Genomic DNA, 18,729 nt, shown 5'->3' with positions numbered 1-18,729 from the left:
CCAACGGGCCAAATCGATTAATCGCATTATGCCGACTTTAATTCGAATGGGGAATCACGCTCCGGTAAAACAAAAAAGCCGCTCCTATCGGAACGGCTTTTCACTCAGAACAATAAAAACGCTTATTGATATTTACGAAATACTAGTGAAGCGTTTGTGCCACCAAAACCAAAGCTATTCGACATTACAATATTCAAATTCTTCGGTGTTGGCTCACGAACAATGTTCATACCAACCGCTTTTTCATCTAACTCTTCAATGTTGATTGAAGGTGTTACAAAGCTTTCTCTCATCATTAATAATGAATAAATAGCTTCGTGTACACCGGCAGCGCCTAAGCTATGGCCTGTCATTGCTTTTGTTGCACTAATCAGTGGTGTGTTATCGGCAAATACTTCACGAATCGCCTCTAGTTCTTTCACATCACCTACTGGGGTGCTGGTGCCGTGCGTATTCAGATAATCAATCGGTGCATCTAAATCTTTCATCGCCATCTTCATACAACGCACAGCGCCTTCGCCTGAGGGCGCAACCATATCGTACCCATCTGAAGTAGCACCATAGCCTACAATTTCACCGTAGATGGTAGCTCCGCGAGCAAGTGCTGTTTCCAGCTCTTCAACTACCAACATACCACCACCACCTGAAGGTACAAAACCATCGCGGTTAGCATCGTAAGTACGTGAAGCTTTTTCTGGTGTGTCGTTATACTTGGTACTTAACGCTCCCATCGCATCGAATTCCATGCCAAGTGTCCAGTGTAACTCTTCACCACCACCAGCAAATACACGATCTTGCTTGCCTAGTTGAATCAGTTCCAACGCGTGGCCAATGCAGTGAGCGCTGGTAGCACAGGCTGAACTAATCGAATAGTTTACGCCTTTGATTTTCATTGGTGTCGCTAAACACGCCGATGTTGTAGAAGCCATACAACGTGGAACCATATATGGCCCTACACGTTTAACGCCTTTTTCACGCAATGTATCGGCTGCCGCAACCTGATGTTCACCTGATGCACCACCAGAGCCTACAACTAATCCCGTACGCTCATTCGATACTTCAGCTTCAGAAAGACCCGCATCAGCAATAGCTTGCTCAAGTGCAATATACGCGTAAGCTGCAGCATCGCCCATAAAACGATAAGCTTTACGATCGATATGCTCGCTAACATTAATTTTTAAATCACCCCAAACTTGGCAACGCAAACCCATTTCTGCAAATGGCTCTGAACGAGTAATGCCTGAACGGCCCTCTTTTAATGAAGCCAACACTTCCTGCTGATTGTTACCAATGCTTGATACAATTCCGATTCCGGTTACGACTGCTCGTCTCATTGAATCTATCCTATTAATAAATTTCCGGTATCATACATTGTCCCGATGAAAACGAAAATGCACTCTTTAAGTGGTCTGCTGACTAACATTCCCGAACAAGGCAAAATATGACACCTGCTAACGCCAATTCATCATTGCATTATGCCGATATTGAATTCGACCAACAAGGTACTCCTGAATCTATGTTATTCGAAGATATCTATTTTTCGCGCAAAGATGGTATAGCAGAGAGTGATTACGTATTTATTCAACACAACGATCTACCCGAACGTTTCTTGCAACTCAACGAATATGAAAGCTTTTTAATCGCCGAAACTGGCTTTGGTAGTGGCTTGAATTTTCTTTTAGCCGCTGATTTATTTCTCCGTTCTGCACCTAAAAGTGCCCAATTATATTTCGTAAGCTTTGAAAAATACCCTCTTAAGCACGCAGATCTAGCCAGAATACTTAGCTATTGGCCGCAATTTGAACCTCTAAGCTCGCTGCTATTAGCCCAATACCCTCCGCTATTACCAGGTTTACAGCGGCTACGTTTACACCCGCAAATTACCCTAGATCTTTACTTTGCCGATGTAAACGAAGCACTTCCCGAATGGGCCGCATTACACCCGCGCCACGTTAACGCTTGGTTTCTTGATGGTTTTGCACCTAATAAAAATCCACAAATGTGGCAGCCTGAGCTTTATCAGGCCATTTCAGTAAGTATGGCAAATAATGCAAGCTTGGCTACTTTTAGTGCTAATGGCGATGTCCGCCGAGGGCTTATACGAGCCGGGCTAAACATTAAAAAAGCACCAGGGTTCGGCCGTAAGCGCGAAATGTTGTATGGAACCATTAATAAATTAGGCCAGCCTGAACCGCCTCGAGCAAAATCCATCGCCATCATTGGTGATGGTATTGCCGCAGCAACATTAGCTTACGCGTTGCGAAATTCAGAAAAGGACATCACCATATTTTCTAGCGCTTCAGAACCAGCCGCTGGCGCTTCTGGGAACCCTCAGGGAGCGGTATATCCTCTATTGCAAGCGCAATGGACGCCTACTTCCGATTTCTACAGCCATGCCCACGAATATGCGCGCCACCTTTATCGTAATGCCACACCTGAATGCTGGCATGAGAGCGGTGTTCAACAATTGATTAAAACGAACGAACAAAATATTAAAATTCGTAAAATTATTTGCCAAGAACTCTATCCTAATAGTTGCTGGTTACCGCAAACCCGAGCGCAAACATCAGCAAGCGCAAGCGTTACACTGCCCGCTCCATCCATTTTACTGGCAACAGCGGGCTGGGTATCCGCTAAAGAGTTGGTAAACCAACTATTTGCCATGGTAAAACAGCAGCGAAATAACAACGAAAAAGCATTTGAGCAAATATTTAATTGCCCAATTGAAAACATTCAGTCCGGTTCTTTGCTCGAACATTACCAAGGTGAGCGTTGCGATCTAGAAAGCCGATGGGTTTTATTTGGTAACGGCAAAAGATATTTTTTTGACCAAGTAATTATAGCTTGTGGTGAACGCAGTGCGGAATTACTACCCCAAGCACTGGTGCCCATTCGCCCAGTACGCGGGCAAATCACTCGTGTGGCCATACCCAAAGAGCACGTGTTAAACGATTTGCAGCATGTGCTTTGCCACAATGGCTATATAACTCCGGTAAGTAACGGCAGTTGCTGCATTGGTGCCACGTTTGATAAAAGCCGCCATAATGCAATTATTGATGCTAACGACGACGTTCAGAATTTAAAACAAATGCAAAGTGATTTTGCTTTTACATTACCCAAGGAATGGATTATCGGCCAAAGAGCGAGTGTACGAGCAACTACACCAGACCATTTGCCGCTAGCAGGCAGGGCTCCACAATTTTATCGCGGTAAACTAGATGAATGGCCCAACCTTTGGGTTCTTAGTGGCCTTGGCGCGCGTGGATTAACCGCTGCTCCCCTTGCTGCAGAGCTAGTTGCAGCACAAATAGAGGGGAAACCTTTACCTTTAACGTTTAGAAGTTTGCAAGCGTTAAAACCGAGCCGCTTCGCTGAGAGAGCTCGAATTCGAAATAAATCAATTTGGGTAGATTAACTGGCCGCAATCAAGCGTTCGAGCATATTCTGAACGTGTTGCTGATCTTGCGGATTTAACTCATCTTTGGTTTGTTTTAAAGCAGCACGCAACTCTTCCCACAACAACGCAGGCGATTCTTCACCACGTAACTCAAGTTGTGCTACCACTAAATCGAAATGCCCACGTAAGTAACCACTAGCGAACAACTCATTATCATCACCGTTTACTACCGCTTCATCAAATACAGCTTCTAATGAATCAGCTAAAGTAATTAATTCGTTCGCCATAAATTCCTCATTCACAACTCAGCCGCAGAAAACGCCGAAGTGCATTAATTTAGTTTACCGATATAAAGGCTACGCAAAGCTTTAGCAACCTTTCACTGGGGCGCAATTGTAGCTGATCTTAGCAACTCACTCCAGCGTAGCTAATGGTTAAATATTGCGAGCTTAATGAGTTCGCTGGCGCTATCTGCTATGATCTCGGCGCAATAAAGCACCACCCCAAAATCTATCATTAAGCGTTGTTTGAAAAGGGTATCCCATGAGTGATTTTCGTATTGGCTTATTTTATGGTTCTACCACCTGCTACACTGAAATAGCCGCAGAAAAAATGCGCGATATTATTGGCGCAGATATCCTTGAATTGAATAATATTAAAGACATCCCCCTCAAAAACGCCGAGCAATATGATTTTCTAATCTTTGGTTTATCAACCTGGGATTTTGGTGAAATTCAGGAAGATTGGGAAAGCCACTGGGATGAAATTGCCGATTTGGATTTGAACAATAAAACAATTGCGTTATTTGGCATGGGCGATCAGCAGGGTTATGGCGAATGGTTCCAAGATGCGCTAGGAATGCTGCACGATGCTATTGCACAAATAGATACGAACAAAACGATAAAGCGCATTGGCTACTGGCCGAATGAGGGGTATGAATTTTTGGCTTCCAAGGCACTTACTGATGATAAAACTCAGTTCGTTGGATTAGCCCTCGATGAAGATTCGCAATATGAATTTTCTGATGAACGAATTCAAAACTGGTGTATGCAAGTTCTCGAAGAAATTTCGGAGAATATTTAAACCCATGAGAGTGATATTGAATTGTGGCTGCAGCAATAAAGCCTAAACAATTGCTTAGGCTTCGAAATCTGATTCATCGATAATGAATTCATCGAAATCAGTAATTGGCGGCTGATAAGTTGCTAATTGCTCTTCTACCAAGCCTATTCGTTTTGCTGCATCTTCAACAGAGTAGTGCTTCGCTGGCAATTTACCCCAAACGGGGGCTGGCCATGTAGCATCGTATTGATTGCGTACAATATGATGAACATGGAGCTGTGGCACCACATTGCCAAGCGCACCGATATTCAATTTTTCGCCATTAAATTCCTGCATTATCATCTGCCCAAACCAGCTCGATTCATGCAAAAAACTCAACTGGTCGGTTACCGATAACTGGTAAATTTCGCGCATATTTGCGCGTTTCGGCACCAGTATAAACCAAGGATATTGGCGATCATTCATCATCAGCACTTGGCACAAGGGCAAGCTACCCACATTAAAACAATCATTTTCCAGCTGTTTATGTAAAACGAAGATGCCGGAAGAATTTCCGGCATCTTCAGATGTACCTTTTAAAGGACCATCATTTAGCATTTAGTTAATCTCGAACAGATGAATCGGCTGCAAAAATCTTACCAAAGTAACTCTCAGGTAACCAGTATGGCGCTTCATCGGCATTCGCTATTTCCATACCAATCTGGAAGTTAATATCGGTAAATAACGCACCAAAATCGTAGCGAATTCCGCCATATTGTTCGGTAAGCGTTTGCAAATCATCACCTGGCCGGTGATAGTTTTCTGCAAAGAACCGCCCCCAAATTTCACCACCATCTTCATCTTCATCTTGTGAAGTGAAACCTGTCATTAGGAACACTGCAGGTATACCTTGGCGCACAAGGGTGTAATGATCTGAACGAGTAAAAATCGCTTGTTCCGGCATTGGGTCTGGGCTCAGAGCAATATCATGCTTGCCTGCTGCGCGGGCTACAATTTCACCTAAGTTAGAATGATCAGCACCGAAGGCTACGATATCTGCAAATGGATAAAGTAATACCGGCATATCCAAGTTTACATTGGCTACGATGCTTTCGATCGGCACAGTTGGGTGATGCGCAAAATAATCCGCGCCCAAAAGCCCCTTCTCTTCAGCGGTTACCGCAGCAAACAAAATAGAACGGCGCGGCGGGTGCCCTGCTGCTGCATGTTCAGCATACATGCGCGCAGTTTCTAACATTACAGCCACTCCTGCAGCATTATCCAGTGCGCCGTTGTTAATTTTAGAAGATGTTGTGAAATCTCTGGCTAAACCAATATGATCAGAGTGCGCAGTATAAATAACATACTCATTCTTCAACTCAGGATCTGAACCTTCAATCATACCAATTACGTTCGGGCTATCGATCTCTTCAAAAATCGATTCACGGCTCATGTTTGCAGTAGCATTCAACGCAAACGATGGAGGCCGCTCACCCGCTTCTAACGCAGCGAAAATATCTTCCAATGTATGTTGCGCACCAGCAAACATTGGCTCAGCTGCGCGGTAATCTAGGTAAGCACTACCTTTCAATTGAGCATCTTCTCCATGCGCGTTACCTTCCGGATCTAACCAGCGCATACGTGGGCCTGCGCCAAATAAAACCGCACGCTCAAACGGCCGAACAGCTTCGCGTTCAGGCGTATGCAGAGTAATAAAACCTACCGCACCCCTTTCAACCGCTTGCTTTTGCTTCTGTGCACCCAAATGTGCTGCTTCTTCACTTGGTAATCCCTGTGTACCGCCACTTACGGCAATTACAATTTTATTCTCTACATCAACCCCTTCGTAATCATTGATGCCAAAGGTTTCAGAAACCAGTCCGTAACCAACAAACACTAATTCAGCAGTTACTTCAGATAACAATTCGGCAGTGTTTGCACCTGTAGTGAAGTGTTTACGGTATTCCAATTCATGCGTACCACTTTCTGTGTTCACAGTAAAAGTAGGTTCATTATCACTAAGGCGTGCACTACGGAATGAAACGCGCTGATAATAGCCGTCTGTACCGGCTTCTTTTAAACCCATTACTTGAAACTGAGTTGCAATATAATGCGAGCTAATTTCGTGACCACGAGAGCCAGTATCACGCCCTTCCATTAAATCGCTAGCAAGAAACTCTAGATGAGCTTGCACGGCGCTTGGGTTCGCAGCCGGTGCAATGGTTTCTACTTCGGCTTCTTTTTGCGGCGCACAGGCTGCCAAAAACACAGCAGCTACAAAAACACCAACTATCCCTTTTGCTGTTGAGTTGGTACTAAAAAAATGCTTTTTCATAATTTTTTCCATTGATCTTTTATTTATTGTGGCTTGCAGCCTTCTAATACGGCGCTACACAGGCAAGCTCGGCAACAGGGCTTCGCTGCCCTACACTTTAAGCTAGAACCGCAACTTAAGTAACCCAAAGGTAACATTATCATCGCAGTTTATCTGCTTCTTATCGCAGCAACGCGAAAAACGGTTGTCAAATCCGGCAAGGTTATGTAATGTTATATTATTACATAAAAGATAACTAACTATGCACAACAAAACCATGGGTGAATTAAGATGTTTAAAAAAGCACCGTTAGCATTAGCAATTGCTGCGTTACTTTCTCCGCAAATCGTAGTTGCACAAGAAGCGCAAAGTGAGAGCGAGCGTAGCGCAGAGCAGCGTAAAACTGAACAGAGCTTCGAGCGTATTATTGTTACCGCATCGGCACTACAAAGAACAGCTCTCGAGAGCGCACAGCCTGTTCACGTTCTTTATGGTGATTCTTTACGAGCTAGCGAAGCGGCTACATTAGGTGAAACACTGAGAGGCTTACCTGGTGTTCAAGCTACCTACTACGGCCCTACTTCGAGCAGCCCAATTATTCGTGGCCTCGACGGGCCCCGAGTTAAGATAGTGCAGAATGGCCTAGATGTAGCCGATATTTCTCGTGGCGGCCCAGATCACGCGGTGTCAGCAGAAGCCACTACAGCACAGCAAATAGAGGTTTTACGCGGCCCTTCAACTTTATTGTTCGGAAGCGGCGCTAGCGGCGGCGTGGTGAACGTTGTTGATAATCGCGTTCCCCGCCAGCCAGTTAATGGCTTGGAAGGCTCTTATGGTGCCCGCTACAACTCCGTTTCTGATGAGCGCAGCGGCAGTTTTGATTTAAATACCGGGCAAGGTGCATTTGCGTTACACCTTGATGGTTTTTACCGCAAGGCTAACGATACGCGCGTTCCTGAGTTTGATAGCCCCGATGGTCACCATGAAGACAAGATTGAAAATAGTTTCACCGATGACAAGGGAGCTACTGTAGGTGCTAGTTATTTCTTTAATCGCGGATTTGCCGGCATTTCATTTGGCCGTTTAGAGCGGGATTATGGTATTCCCGGCCACGGACATGCCGAAGATGAACACGCTGAAGATGAACATGCTGAAGATGCTCATGATGAGGTTGGCCATGAAGATGAAGGCGTCTTCGCTCGCATGAAGCAAGATAGAATTCAATTCATTAGCGGCATTAACAATCCGTTTGCTGGATTTGAGAGCATCGATTTCAACTTAGGTTATACCGATTTAAATCACCAAGAAATCGAAGATACTTTTGTTGAAACAGGCTTTAATTTGGAACAAACCGAATTACGCATTATTGCTCGCCACAACCCAGTTGCCGGTTGGCGTGGTGCTCTTGGCACGCAAATTTCTCGTCAAGAATACAGCTCTTTTGGTGCAGAAGCTTACACACCAGCAACGGATACAAATACAGCTGGGGTTTTCTGGATTGGAGAACGAGCTTTCGGAGATATTACCTGGGAACTTGGCGCACGCGTTGAACAAGTTGAGCTGGATAGCGAAAATTTCAATACTCTCGATTACACGCCCTTGAGTGCTTCTACCGGAATGAACTGGAAAGTAAGCGATGGTTTAAAGCTTTCAACTAGCGTGAGTTACAGTGAACGCGCTCCGAGTGCCAATGAGCTATTTGCCAATGGCGCACATTTCGCTACGCGTACATTTGAAGTGGGTGGTGTATATGAAGTTCATCATCTAGATGAACATAATGAGCACGAATCTGATACCGGAAACCATGATGATCATGGCCACGATGAATATGCATATGAGCTAGAGCTAGCGGGTTTTGCGCTGGCAAAAGAGCGCTCAATGAACATTGATTTTGGCATGCACTTTGAAGGCGATAAATGGCACTTAGATGCAAACCTGTTCTTAAATAAAATTCATGATTTTATTTATTTAGATAATCTTGGCTTTGCTAGCGAATTGTTAGATGCTGATTTGTTCCATAGTGACCACGAAGATCAGGCTCACGAAGAAGAACACGACCACGATTTCGGAGAGCTCCCGGTTTATCAATATGCGCAACAAAGCGCTGAGCTTTATGGTTATGAGCTTTCTGGCCGTTACGTGTTTAATCAAACTTGGAGTTTAAATGGCTTCTCTGATTATACTCGTGCCGTATTCAGCAGCGGTGGTAATGTTCCGCGTATTCCAGCTCAACGCTTTGGTTTAAGCGGCACCTACACGCAAGAAAAATGGGATGCAACCATTGGTTACACTTACTATTTTGCGCAAAACCGTACAGCCGAAGATGAAGCCGCAACGGATAGCTTTGGGTTAGTTAATTTGCAGTTAAATTATTACCCAGGCTACTTTGCTGGCCAAGATGTAGCGGTATATTTAAAAGCTGAGAATCTTACTAACGAATTAGGCTACGCACACAGCTCATTTATCAAAAACTATGCGCCACTTCCGGGCCGAGGCTTTAGCCTTGGTATTCGGGCAAGCTTCTAAGTTAGCTGAAGCTGTTTAAATGTTTTGCAGGCCACTTTTTAAAGTGGCCTTTTTTTATCTGTAGTTTCTACTATTCACATTTCTGAACTAGGCTAGCTATTGGCCATCGTTACTATGCTATGAATACAAACTTTAAGTGCATGCTTTAGATGTTATGTTCGCCTTACGCTATACTTCTACAATGCTTTACTAAATAAACCCAATGGATAGTTTTTCTGAAGGAGAGCCAATGCGCTTTTTATCTCGACGTCTTGTTATGCCAAATGATTTAAACTTCGCGGGCTCGCTTTTTGGCGGCCGAATTCTCGAATGGATTGATGAAGAAGCTTATATTTACGCCAGCTGCCAGCTCGACCAAAAAAGTTTGGTAACCAAACATATGGGGGCCATAACCTTTGAAGCTTCAGCCTTTCAAGGCGATGTTGTTGAGTTTGGTTTAGAAACAAAACACGTTGGCCGAACATCGTTAACAGTAAGTTGTGTAGTTCGTAATAAAGGCACGAAACAGAATATTTGCGTAGCCGATGATATCGTATTTGTACACATCGATGGCGTTTCACGCAAACCTCAACCTCATGGCAAAACAAAAGCACAGCTCGATTTGCTTACTATTGAGCCTCCCGCTTAAACACAAGGTTTTAGGAGCATCATGAACACTAAAAAATCATTAATTACTTTGTTAGCATGCGTAGGCGCACTTGTAGTACTCACCGCATGTTCTGATTCAAAAATAACCCGTACTAATTTCAATTATATTGATATGGGAATGCATTTTAGTGAAGTGAAGAACATGATTGGCGAACCCACTTGGTGTGATAACTTCGAACGACCAAACGAATGCAGGTGGGGAACAGAAGAAAAGCATATTTATGTTATATTCGCCGCGCGCAGAGTAGTAGACAAGCGCAGTAAAGGTATCGATTAGCAGTGCTTGAAATTATTACCCTAACAAATTTAAAAAGGCAGGATTGAAGTAATCCTGCCTTTTTATTTAACAGCTGCTTTTAGCGTATTAAAAACTTCCCAGCAAATGCCAATACCGGTGTAGCGGTTGGTTTACCGTGCTGCCAATCCCCACCTTCAACACCACTTCCGGCAATATCAATGTGAATGTATGGTAATGGCTTTTCACTGTTATTGCCATGTTCGTTCAAGAGCGCAACTTCAGTTAAAAATGCCATTGGAAATTGATGTCCACGTTTTGTTGTTGCTGAAGGGCCATTATTCGACGACAGTAAATCATCGGCCTTAGTGCGCCCACGAACAAAATCGTAATCTTCTCGGCGGCTCGGAGATAATTCAGCCGGATCTGCCCAAGCTTCACTAGCCGATAGTAAATCATTTACCAAGCCTGTTTTTACCGCCGGACCATTCGGAACAAACGCTGAGTAAGGGCCTTTTGCAAGCGCCGCATGCCCGGTTAACGTGGCTACCGTATACAAGCTTGGATTTACCTCATTTTTAGCCAGTTCAGTAAGATGCGCCAAACAATCAGCCATTACCAAACGGCCTTCTGCATCGGTGTTACCGATACGTACGCGCTTACCGGAACGGCCTGTAATGATTTCATCGGCTACAAACGCTAATGCATCGATATTGTTTCGCACCGCCGCAAGCTCTGCAATTACTTTTAATCCTTGTGGTTTTACACCTGCAACCGCTTTTACAAACCCAGCAACACCAGCAGCGCCACCTTTATCACGGCTCATACCTGCCATGTGGCCACCGGTTTTAACATCGGCACCACCGGTATCATAGGTAATCCCTTTACCTACAATCATGAGGGTTTCATCAACACTACCTTCGGGAGTATATTCTAGGCGGATAACACACGGGCGCTGGCTGGTGCCAAACGATGCTCGCCCCACTGCAGATAGCAGTGGATATTCATGTTCGAGCTCTGGTTTATCATCAATAATTTGTACTTTTACCGAAGTGCCTGCAAACGCCTGTTGGCAGTATTCAGCAAACTTCATTGGTGCCATACGTTCTGGTTCAGTGCCACAAAGATCGCGAGCAACCCGGCGGCCTTCTTCTACCGCGTACAACCAATCTGCACTTTGTACGCTGTTGGCACTTTGAGAATGTTCGGCTATCAAAGTAACCGCCGATACAGGCTCTACGCTTTCACCAAAATGCTCTCGCGCTTCTAATGGTTCGTATAAACCTTGGCAAAAGCCAAACCATGCCGCTTCTACAGCGTTTTCATAGTTTGCAGTGTTAGGAATTTCCGGCAGCCAAAGAACAGGGGCAATAGCCCCTGAATCACGCACTACTATGGCGGCATTACGCGCAGCATCAAAGAAACGGCGAACATCGTCGTAATCACGATTTAAAGGGCCAGTTGCGGCAACAATCAAACGCTGTGCCGGTGCCGCTTCACAACGCAAAACTGATGTTTTATTGATTATTTGAGCATCTAATTGCTGAGCATTTTGCACCGCTTCTGCAAATGGTGCTGGGATTGCCGTTAAATCGTGGCTCAATACCACGAGCGCATCACACCCTGAACTTGGTAACTCTTGTATCGATGAAACTATTGTTAACTTAGGTGTTGCCATAACTATAAATTCCTCATTTTATGCTTTTACTGCTACTTATTGACGACGCCAGAGCGTACCTTCGGCAGTATCTTCAAGAACGATTCCGAGCGCTTGTAATTCATCTCGCGCAGCGTCTGCACCAGCCCAATCCTTGGCCTCACGGGCCGAATTACGTTGCTCGATTAACGCTTCGATTTTCGCAACTTCTGAATCATCTTCTGAACCTTTTAAAAACTCATCCGGTTGCTGTTGGAGAATGCCTAAAATCGCACCGTATTCTTGCAACAGGAAAACCAGCTCAGCTGCCAATGATTTGTTTTCACTACGCTGACGATTCACTTCCCGGGTAATTTCAAAAATAACTGACATTGCTTCTGGAACATTGAAATCATCGTTCAACGCTTCCCGAATCCGGGCTTCATAGCTCTCTCTAACAGAGGCAGAAGCCGTTTCTGCGTTTATTCCGCGCATTGCTGTGTAAATACGCTCTAAACTTGCATGGGCTTGGTCTAAATGCGCTTCAGAGTAGTTTAGCTGGCTGCGGTAGTGCCCTGATAATAAGAAAAAACGAACCGTTTCAGCCGCATAACTCGCCAATACATCACGAATAGTGAAGAAGTTGCCAAGTGATTTCGACATTTTCTCTTGGTTTACCTGCACCATTCCCGTGTGCATCCAGTAATTTACATACGGGGTATCATGGGCGCAGCACGATTGGGCAATTTCGTTTTCGTGGTGTGGAAACATTAAATCTGAGCCACCACCATGTATATCAAAGTGTTTACCAAGGTGCTTACCATTCATTGCTGAACACTCAATATGCCAACCTGGCCGGCCAGCGCCCCACGGCGATTCCCAGCTCGGTTCATCAGCTTTCGCACGCTTCCAAAGCACGAAATCCATTTGATCTTGTTTGCCTTCGGTTACCGCCACGCGAGCGCCAGCCTGCAATTGTTCAAGATTTTGCCCGCTCAAACGGCCATATTCAGGAAAGCTTGATACATCAAACAACACATCGCCTGAGGAAGCTACATAGGCATGCTTTTTCTCAACTAGCTGGGCTACCAAATCAATAATTTCTTGCATGTGCGTAGTTACGCGCGGTTCGATATCTGGCTCTACGAGGTTTAACGCTCGGAAATCGTCATGCATGTAACCCAAAAAGCGTTCGGTTATTGAATCAATACTTTCGTTGTTTTCAGCCGCACGGCGAATAATCTTATCATCAACATCGGTAACATTACGCACGAAGGTAACCTGATAACCGAGATATCGCAGATAGCGAACTATTACATCGAAAGCTACATAAGTACGAGCATGGCCGATGTGGCATAAATCATAAATAGTAACGCCACAGACATAGAGCTTCACTTCACCCGCTTGAATTGGTTTAAATTCTTCTTTTCTCTGGGTTAGGGAATTATAAAGCTTTAGCATTATTTTAAATTCTCGCTGTGATTCATACGTTACGGTAGATTAGAAAGGGCTTATACTACCAGTATCAAGCCATATTTTCAGCAGAGAATTAAGCTTAGAATTCCGTATAGAACGCAACACAGAATCATGCAGTGGATAAGGACAGTTTCATGGCAACGAATGTATTTAATCGAGTGAAAGAAGCGAACGAACCCGATATCACTATCAGTGAGCAAGCACAGCAACTAGAAATGCAACGTGCCGAGCATTTAGCAACCGAATGGATGCTTGCTGAAGAAACCTTTAATGGAGAAGATGTAATGCACACTATCTCCATTTTTGGCAGCGCCCGAATTCCTGAACCCGAACAATGTGATAAACAAAATCCATGTGAATCAATGTCGCCCTACTACCAACAAGCTCGCGCGTTATCTTTTCAAATTGGTAAATATATTGAGAGTAACGGGCTAACTCAAACTCGGCTGATAACGGGGGGCGGCCCGGGCATTATGGAAGCAAGCAGCCGCGGTGCACATGACGCTGGCCATCCGAGTATTGGGCTCAATATTGCGCTGCCTCATGAACAACGTTTGAACCCATTTATTGCGGCAAAACATAGTATCAACTTTCAGTATTTTGCTTTGCGCAAAATGCACTTTTTAAAAAGAGCAAAAGCCCTTATCGTTTTCCCCGGCGGTTTTGGTACCCTAGATGAATTGTTCGAAACGCTTACGCTTATCCAAACTGGAAAAATGCCGCGCATTCCAGTTTTCCTGTATGGCAAAAACTTTTGGAATGGCCTTATTAACCTAGAGTTACTAGCAGAGCATAATTTAATCGATGCTGAAGATTTAGCGCTTTATCATTTAGTTGATTCAGTAGATGAAGCGTGGAACGAAATTAAGCCTATCTTGCTTTCACTTCATCAAGAAACACCCGCTTAGGGAATGCAAAGTACCTAATATCACGGATTTCCGTTACAATATCGCCGCTTAATCAATTTTAAGCGGCTCATTCACGGATTAAATTGGAATACATTATGAACGTAACTTTTCACACCACCATGGGTGATATTGAAATCACTCTTTTTGCTGATAAAGCCCCAGAAACAGTGGCAAACTTTATTTCTTATGTGGAAGATGGTTTTTATGCAAACACCATTTTCCATCGCGTTATTGATGGTTTCATGATCCAAGGCGGCGGTTTTGAGCCTGGCATGCAGCAGAAAGAAGTAAAAGCACCTATTAAGAATGAAGCGAATAATGGTGTATCGAACAAGCGAGGCACACTTGCCATGGCTCGTACTAACGACCCGCATTCTGCTACTGCACAGTTCTTTATTAACGTGCGTGATAACGATGGTTTAGATTTCACTGGCGAAAATTCCTACGGGTGGGGTTACTGTGTGTTCGGCGAAGTAACTTCTGGGCTTGATGTTGTAGATGCAATTCGCACGGTTAAAACCGGTTCTGCGGGCTTTCACCAAGACGTGCCTGTTGAAGATGTTGTGATCACTAAAACAACTGTGAACAAATAAGCTTTCAATGACTACTCGATTTATTTCCGATTTGCATTTAAGCGCCGAACGCCCAGACATTACTGGTTTGTTCATTAATTTTTTGCAGACGGAGGCACGCCAAAGTGATGTAGTATACATTCTCGGCGATCTACTCGAGTATTGGATTGGCGATGATGATGACACTCTGTTTCATCGCCAAATTCAAATTGAATTAAAAGCGCTTACCGATAGCGGAATCCCCTGCTATTTCATTCATGGCAACCGTGATTTTTTAATCGGTAAGCAATTTGCTGAGAAAACCGGGGTAGAAATTCTGCCTGAACCCTCAGTAATTGATTTGTATGGCCGCCGCACCGTTATTTTACATGGTGATACGCTGTGTACAGATGATGTTAGCTACCAACGATTTAGAAAAGTGATTCGCCACCCATGGCTGCTTGCACTCGCTCGAAATTTGCCGCTTTCTTGGCGCCGTTGGCTGGCAATTAAGCTGCGTGATAACAGCTCTGGAAACAAGCAATTGAGTGCCGAGCAGCTTACAAAATACGATGCTAAAGATGATGCCGTAATAGCGTTGATGAAAGAAACCTCTGCAGATTTAATGATTCATGGCCATACACATCAACCTGCTATTCATTCGCATACTGTAAACGGTATCGAGAAAACTCGAATAGTATTGGGTGATTGGTATGAGCAAGGTTCTATCCTAGAAATTAGTGCGGGCGATTTCGAGCTAAAAAGCCAGCCTCTCGTTCAACGCTAATATTACTCAGCAGTGAGTGCCCACTTGCAACCCGATACCCACATAACCGAGTTCATCACAAATACAGTCCTACATAACTGGGCCACTGTGAAAACGCAGTACTTTATCAGGGCTTTCAATGAGCTCCCTTTCGATCTGCAAAAATTCCTGAGTTCGAACTTCAATATCTTCGCCCGCTACCATTTGCGCCAGCGTGAGATAATCTTCAAAATGCCGGGCTTCGGAGCGTAATAAAGAAACATAAAAACGTGCTATCGATTCCGGCAAATGGGGAACTAAGGCAGCAAAACGTTCACAAGAGCGTGCCTCTATGATACCACCGATAATCAACTTATCTACTAAGCCACCCTTCTCAGAGCCCCTAATATGACGCAGCATGCCGGCTGCATAGCGCGCGGCTGTAGTGGGCTGCAATTCAATTTGATTCGTTTCAATAATACTAAACACCTGATCAAAGTGATGAAGCTCTTCTTTCATCAGTAAAACCATTCTGCTGAGCAATTCATGCTGCCAAACTTCACCTTTTTTAATTTGTAGCCGCGGTACTTGCTGATTTTTTTTATTATTTGCATTTATATTTACATCATCACTGCTCAATAAGTGACCGCGATACACTCGGGTTTCATAAGGTTCTAACCACTGTAAAATTTGCTGAGATGTTTCATCATCAACAACATAACGGCGCAATAATAATCCTGCACTTTGCGCGGCTTTCAGCTCACAATGCAGATGATCGGTAAGAAGTAACGGAAGTTTTTGTGGATCAGAGGCTTGCTCAATCCATTTGTTCGGTGTTTTGCACAGTAAAAAATTGTGTATTGGATTCAACAAATCCTGATAATTGTTTAGTAATTTCACATTCACCACATAACTACTTTATAACAAAAGAATCTGAGCAGATATTGTTCAGAACCTTTCATTCTTGATTTAAATACGAATTCCGCACGTATAATGCATTATAACCATTGTGGTTTTTAAAGGCATCCGGAGCTGCGGCTTCCAAGGAGAAATAAAAATGATACTAAATCATATCTGGGGTCTCTACGCTCATCCTGTAGAAGAATGGAAAACCATTGATCAACGCCACGAAAGCTTACGCTTTTCACTCACGCATATTTTACTCGTTGCACTAATACCTTGCCTAGTAGCCTACTACGCCTCCGCGCATTTAGGCTGGAGTATAGGTGCTCGCGAAAGTATTTACCTTACTCAAAATAGCGCCATTGCAATGGCTATTGCAATGTATGTTGGCATCATTGCTGGCGTTTTTGCACTATCCTATTTAATTCACTGGATGGCAAAAACCTTTGGTGCCGAGCCTACACTTACTCAATCATTAGAGCTCGCAGCTTACACATCAACACCTGTACTGATGGCAGGCGTTGCTGCGTTTTATCCTGAATTGTGGTTTGTTTCTATGGTGTTCTTAGCCGGCGTTGCTTATTCAGTTTACCTCCTCTACTCAGGTGTACCTATTTTGATGCACATTCCTGAAGAACGCGGGTTCATTTACGCAAGCTCTGTAGTTACTGCTGGATTAATTTTAATGGTAGTGCTCATGGCAGGTACCGCTATAGCCTGGACCAACGGTTTCTTCCCAACCTTTGTTGGCTAACCATAAATAATTTAACATAGTGGCACGTGTTTTTTTTAGCGCCCATTTAGTAAAAAAGCATGAAACAACACCAAAGAGGAGCTGATGCTCCTCTTTTAATCCATGCCTTTTACCGTGTCGAGCTTTGGCATTGCATGCTTCTCTGGTAGGCTACGCCGATATAAAAATAACTTTCAGGACATTCCTATGAAGCTTAAAAAAATTGGCCTCACCGGTAAAATTGTAATCGGTATGTTTGCCGGTATCTTATTTGGCCTAATCCTCAATACCCTAATCAGCGGTGCGCCCGATTCTTGGATCAAGTTGATTCTAGTTGATGGCATTTTACGCCTAGTTGGCGAATTCTTTATTACCAGCTTAATGATGTTAGTAGTGCCATTGGTATTTGTATCACTAGTGGTAGGTACGTGCTCAATGAGTGACCCGAGCAAACTTGGGCGGATTGGAGGTAAAGCACTGCTGCTATACCTATTCACAACCGGTATTGCGGTAAGTATAGCGCTAGCAGTAGCATCAATCGTAAAGCCAGGTAGTGGCGGTTCAATGGCCGACCAAGATGTTACCTTCGAGGCTCAGCAGGCACCAAGTTTCGTTGATGTACTTATCGATATGGTGCCGCGCAACCCCATTAATGCCTTAGCCGAAGGCAATATGCTGCAAATTATTGTATTCGCCCTACTGTTCGGTATTTCTATGGCGTTAGTAGGTAAGCCCGGCGAACGCTTAAAAGATTTCTTTGAAGATATCAACGCCGTGATCATGAAATTAGTAATGATCTTGATGCAAGTAGCTCCATATGGTGTATTCGCGCTTCTTGCTCGCACCTTTGCTGATTTGGGGTTAGGCGAATTGCTTGGCGACCTTGCAGTTTATTTTGTTACTGTACTCGTTATTTTGCTGGTGCACGGCTTCATTGTTTACCCAGCAATTCTGAGTGCACTTACCCGCTTAAGCCCAGTTATATTTATCCGCAAAATGCTAAGTAACCAGATATTTGCATTTAGTATATCCAGCAGTAATGCCGCAATTCCAGTTACATTACGTACTGCAACCAAGCGCCTAGGTGTTGATAATAAAATAGCCTCGTTCACTGTTCCACTAGGCGCAACCATTAATATGGATGGCACGGCGATCATGCAAGGTGTTGCAACGGTATTTATTGCGCAACTCTATGGTATCGATTTAACCATGCAGCAATACTTAATGGTTATCCTAACAGCCACCTTAGCTTCTATAGGCACTGCCGGTGTGCCAGGTGTTGGGTTAATTATGCTCGCGATGGTGCTGCAACAAGTTGGTTTGCCAGTAGAAGCTATTGGTTTGATTATCGGTGTAGATAGATTGCTAGATATGACCCGAACCGCGGTCAATATTACCGGTGATGCAATGGTAACCACCATTGTTGGTAAATCAGAAGATCAATTCGATATTGATGTTTACAACGACCCAGACGCCGGGTTGAACGCCGATGGCACCTTGCAGGGCGGCGAATCAGATAGAGCCAAGTAATAAGATTTAACACCTTGGCGAATAAAAAGCCCAGCATTAAAAAATGCTGGGCTTTTTTCTTGTTAATTATTACCAATTCAACATTA

The 18,729-nt window shown here is 44.1% G+C and carries 17 protein-coding genes; 10 read left to right on the top strand and 7 right to left on the bottom strand.

Features of this window, described 5'->3' with window-relative positions:
* Window positions 1–122: 122 nt before the first annotated feature.
* Entirely contained in the window at window positions 123–1,334 is a 1,212-nt protein-coding gene (gene fabB / locus A28LD_RS00175) for a beta-ketoacyl-ACP synthase I (RefSeq protein WP_007419034.1), read from the bottom strand.
* 107 nt (window positions 1,335–1,441) lie between these two features.
* Between fabB and mnmC the strand changes: the two genes are divergently transcribed.
* Window positions 1,442–3,415 carry a bifunctional tRNA (5-methylaminomethyl-2-thiouridine)(34)-methyltransferase MnmD/FAD-dependent 5-carboxymethylaminomethyl-2-thiouridine(34) oxidoreductase MnmC gene (gene mnmC, locus A28LD_RS00170; RefSeq protein ID WP_007419033.1) on the top strand — a complete coding sequence of 658 codons (1,974 nt, stop codon included), beginning with the start codon at window positions 1,442–1,444 and terminating at the stop codon, window positions 3,413–3,415.
* Here mnmC and A28LD_RS00165 read toward each other — a convergent pair.
* On the bottom strand, window positions 3,412–3,684 hold the full coding sequence (locus A28LD_RS00165; RefSeq protein ID WP_007419032.1) for a YfcL family protein: 273 nt from the start codon (window positions 3,682–3,684) through the stop codon (window positions 3,412–3,414). The two genes, mnmC and A28LD_RS00165, sit on opposite strands and share 4 nt — an antisense overlap.
* Window positions 3,685–3,940: 256 nt before the next feature.
* Between A28LD_RS00165 and fldB the strand changes: the two genes are divergently transcribed.
* A complete protein-coding gene (gene fldB / locus A28LD_RS00160; protein ID WP_007419031.1) occupies window positions 3,941–4,480 on the top strand; it encodes a flavodoxin FldB in 540 nt (179 codons plus the stop codon).
* A gap of 54 nt (window positions 4,481–4,534) precedes the next feature.
* On the opposite strand, the gene A28LD_RS00155 is transcribed toward fldB, so the two are convergent.
* A complete protein-coding gene (locus A28LD_RS00155; protein ID WP_007419030.1) occupies window positions 4,535–5,056 on the bottom strand; it encodes an HIT domain-containing protein in 522 nt (173 codons plus the stop codon).
* A 4-nt stretch (window positions 5,057–5,060) separates the two neighbouring features.
* Entirely contained in the window at window positions 5,061–6,773 is a 1,713-nt protein-coding gene (locus tag A28LD_RS00150) for a M28 family metallopeptidase (protein WP_007419029.1), read from the bottom strand.
* Window positions 6,774–7,043: 270 nt separating this feature from the next.
* Between A28LD_RS00150 and A28LD_RS00145 the strand changes: the two genes are divergently transcribed.
* The 3 genes from A28LD_RS00145 to A28LD_RS00135 all read left to right on the top strand — a co-directional run bounded on the left by A28LD_RS00145 (window position 7,044) and on the right by A28LD_RS00135 (window position 10,203).
* Complete coding sequence (locus tag A28LD_RS00145; protein WP_007419028.1) at window positions 7,044–9,278, top strand: TonB-dependent receptor; 2,235 nt, start codon at window positions 7,044–7,046, stop codon at window positions 9,276–9,278.
* Window positions 9,279–9,507: 229 nt separating this feature from the next.
* On the top strand, window positions 9,508–9,906 hold the full coding sequence (locus A28LD_RS00140) for an acyl-CoA thioesterase (RefSeq protein ID WP_007419027.1): 399 nt from the start codon (window positions 9,508–9,510) through the stop codon (window positions 9,904–9,906).
* A 21-nt stretch (window positions 9,907–9,927) separates the two neighbouring features.
* A complete protein-coding gene (locus A28LD_RS00135) occupies window positions 9,928–10,203 on the top strand; it encodes a hypothetical protein (protein WP_007419026.1) in 276 nt (91 codons plus the stop codon).
* Window positions 10,204–10,282: 79 nt separating this feature from the next.
* Here the strand turns inward: A28LD_RS00135 and A28LD_RS00130 are convergent, their stop codons facing one another.
* Entirely contained in the window at window positions 10,283–11,839 is a 1,557-nt protein-coding gene (locus A28LD_RS00130; protein ID WP_007419025.1) for a M17 family metallopeptidase, read from the bottom strand.
* 36 nt (window positions 11,840–11,875) lie between these two features.
* Complete coding sequence (gene cysS, locus A28LD_RS00125) at window positions 11,876–13,258, bottom strand: cysteine--tRNA ligase (protein WP_007419024.1); 1,383 nt, start codon at window positions 13,256–13,258, stop codon at window positions 11,876–11,878.
* A 149-nt stretch (window positions 13,259–13,407) separates the two neighbouring features.
* Here cysS and A28LD_RS00120 point away from each other — a divergent pair, with 149 nt between their 5' ends.
* From A28LD_RS00120 to lpxH, 3 genes are all read left to right on the top strand, one after another.
* Entirely contained in the window at window positions 13,408–14,181 is a 774-nt protein-coding gene (locus tag A28LD_RS00120) for a TIGR00730 family Rossman fold protein (RefSeq protein ID WP_007419023.1), read from the top strand.
* A 95-nt stretch (window positions 14,182–14,276) separates the two neighbouring features.
* Window positions 14,277–14,774: a peptidylprolyl isomerase gene (locus tag A28LD_RS00115; RefSeq protein ID WP_007419022.1), complete on the top strand. Its 498-nt coding sequence runs from the start codon at window positions 14,277–14,279 to the stop codon at window positions 14,772–14,774.
* Between the two features lie 7 nt (window positions 14,775–14,781).
* Window positions 14,782–15,519, top strand: a complete 738-nt coding sequence (gene lpxH, locus A28LD_RS00110) for a UDP-2,3-diacylglucosamine diphosphatase (protein WP_007419021.1) — start codon at window positions 14,782–14,784, stop codon at window positions 15,517–15,519.
* A 69-nt stretch (window positions 15,520–15,588) separates the two neighbouring features.
* On the opposite strand, the gene miaE is transcribed toward lpxH, so the two are convergent.
* Complete coding sequence (gene miaE, locus A28LD_RS00105) at window positions 15,589–16,386, bottom strand: tRNA isopentenyl-2-thiomethyl-A-37 hydroxylase MiaE (RefSeq protein ID WP_007419020.1); 798 nt, start codon at window positions 16,384–16,386, stop codon at window positions 15,589–15,591.
* Window positions 16,387–16,534: 148 nt separating this feature from the next.
* Here miaE and A28LD_RS00100 point away from each other — a divergent pair, with 148 nt between their 5' ends.
* Window positions 16,535–17,134, top strand: coding sequence for a Yip1 family protein (locus tag A28LD_RS00100; protein WP_007419019.1), 600 nt, complete (start codon window positions 16,535–16,537; stop codon window positions 17,132–17,134).
* A 186-nt stretch (window positions 17,135–17,320) separates the two neighbouring features.
* Window positions 17,321–18,643, top strand: a complete 1,323-nt coding sequence (locus tag A28LD_RS00095) for a dicarboxylate/amino acid:cation symporter (protein WP_007419018.1) — start codon at window positions 17,321–17,323, stop codon at window positions 18,641–18,643.
* Window positions 18,644–18,729: the final 86 nt, after the last annotated feature.

This window comes from Idiomarina sp. A28L, from assembly GCF_000218785.1.
In the GTDB taxonomy this organism is placed as follows: Bacteria; Pseudomonadota; Gammaproteobacteria; order Enterobacterales; family Alteromonadaceae; genus Aliidiomarina.
This window is presented reverse-complemented; position numbering and strand designations above follow the sequence as displayed.

Bases quoted from the DNA above. Each gene is read 5' to 3' on its own strand.
- fabB (WP_007419034.1), bottom strand. From the start codon at position 1,334: ATGAGACGAGCAGTCGTAACCGGAATCGGAATTGTATCAAGCATTGGT.
- mnmC (WP_007419033.1), top strand. From the start codon at position 1,442: ATGACACCTGCTAACGCCAATTCATCATTGCATTATGCCGATATTGAA.
- A28LD_RS00165 (WP_007419032.1), bottom strand. From the start codon at position 3,684: ATGGCGAACGAATTAATTACTTTAGCTGATTCATTAGAAGCTGTATTT.
- fldB (WP_007419031.1), top strand. From the start codon at position 3,941: ATGAGTGATTTTCGTATTGGCTTATTTTATGGTTCTACCACCTGCTAC.
- A28LD_RS00155 (WP_007419030.1), bottom strand. From the start codon at position 5,056: ATGCTAAATGATGGTCCTTTAAAAGGTACATCTGAAGATGCCGGAAAT.
- A28LD_RS00150 (WP_007419029.1), bottom strand. From the start codon at position 6,773: ATGAAAAAGCATTTTTTTAGTACCAACTCAACAGCAAAAGGGATAGTT.
- A28LD_RS00145 (WP_007419028.1), top strand. From the start codon at position 7,044: ATGTTTAAAAAAGCACCGTTAGCATTAGCAATTGCTGCGTTACTTTCT.
- A28LD_RS00140 (WP_007419027.1), top strand. From the start codon at position 9,508: ATGCGCTTTTTATCTCGACGTCTTGTTATGCCAAATGATTTAAACTTC.
- A28LD_RS00135 (WP_007419026.1), top strand. From the start codon at position 9,928: ATGAACACTAAAAAATCATTAATTACTTTGTTAGCATGCGTAGGCGCA.
- A28LD_RS00130 (WP_007419025.1), bottom strand. From the start codon at position 11,839: ATGGCAACACCTAAGTTAACAATAGTTTCATCGATACAAGAGTTACCA.
- cysS (WP_007419024.1), bottom strand. From the start codon at position 13,258: ATGCTAAAGCTTTATAATTCCCTAACCCAGAGAAAAGAAGAATTTAAA.
- A28LD_RS00120 (WP_007419023.1), top strand. From the start codon at position 13,408: ATGGCAACGAATGTATTTAATCGAGTGAAAGAAGCGAACGAACCCGAT.
- A28LD_RS00115 (WP_007419022.1), top strand. From the start codon at position 14,277: ATGAACGTAACTTTTCACACCACCATGGGTGATATTGAAATCACTCTT.
- lpxH (WP_007419021.1), top strand. From the start codon at position 14,782: ATGACTACTCGATTTATTTCCGATTTGCATTTAAGCGCCGAACGCCCA.
- A28LD_RS00100 (WP_007419019.1), top strand. From the start codon at position 16,535: ATGATACTAAATCATATCTGGGGTCTCTACGCTCATCCTGTAGAAGAA.
- A28LD_RS00095 (WP_007419018.1), top strand. From the start codon at position 17,321: ATGAAGCTTAAAAAAATTGGCCTCACCGGTAAAATTGTAATCGGTATG.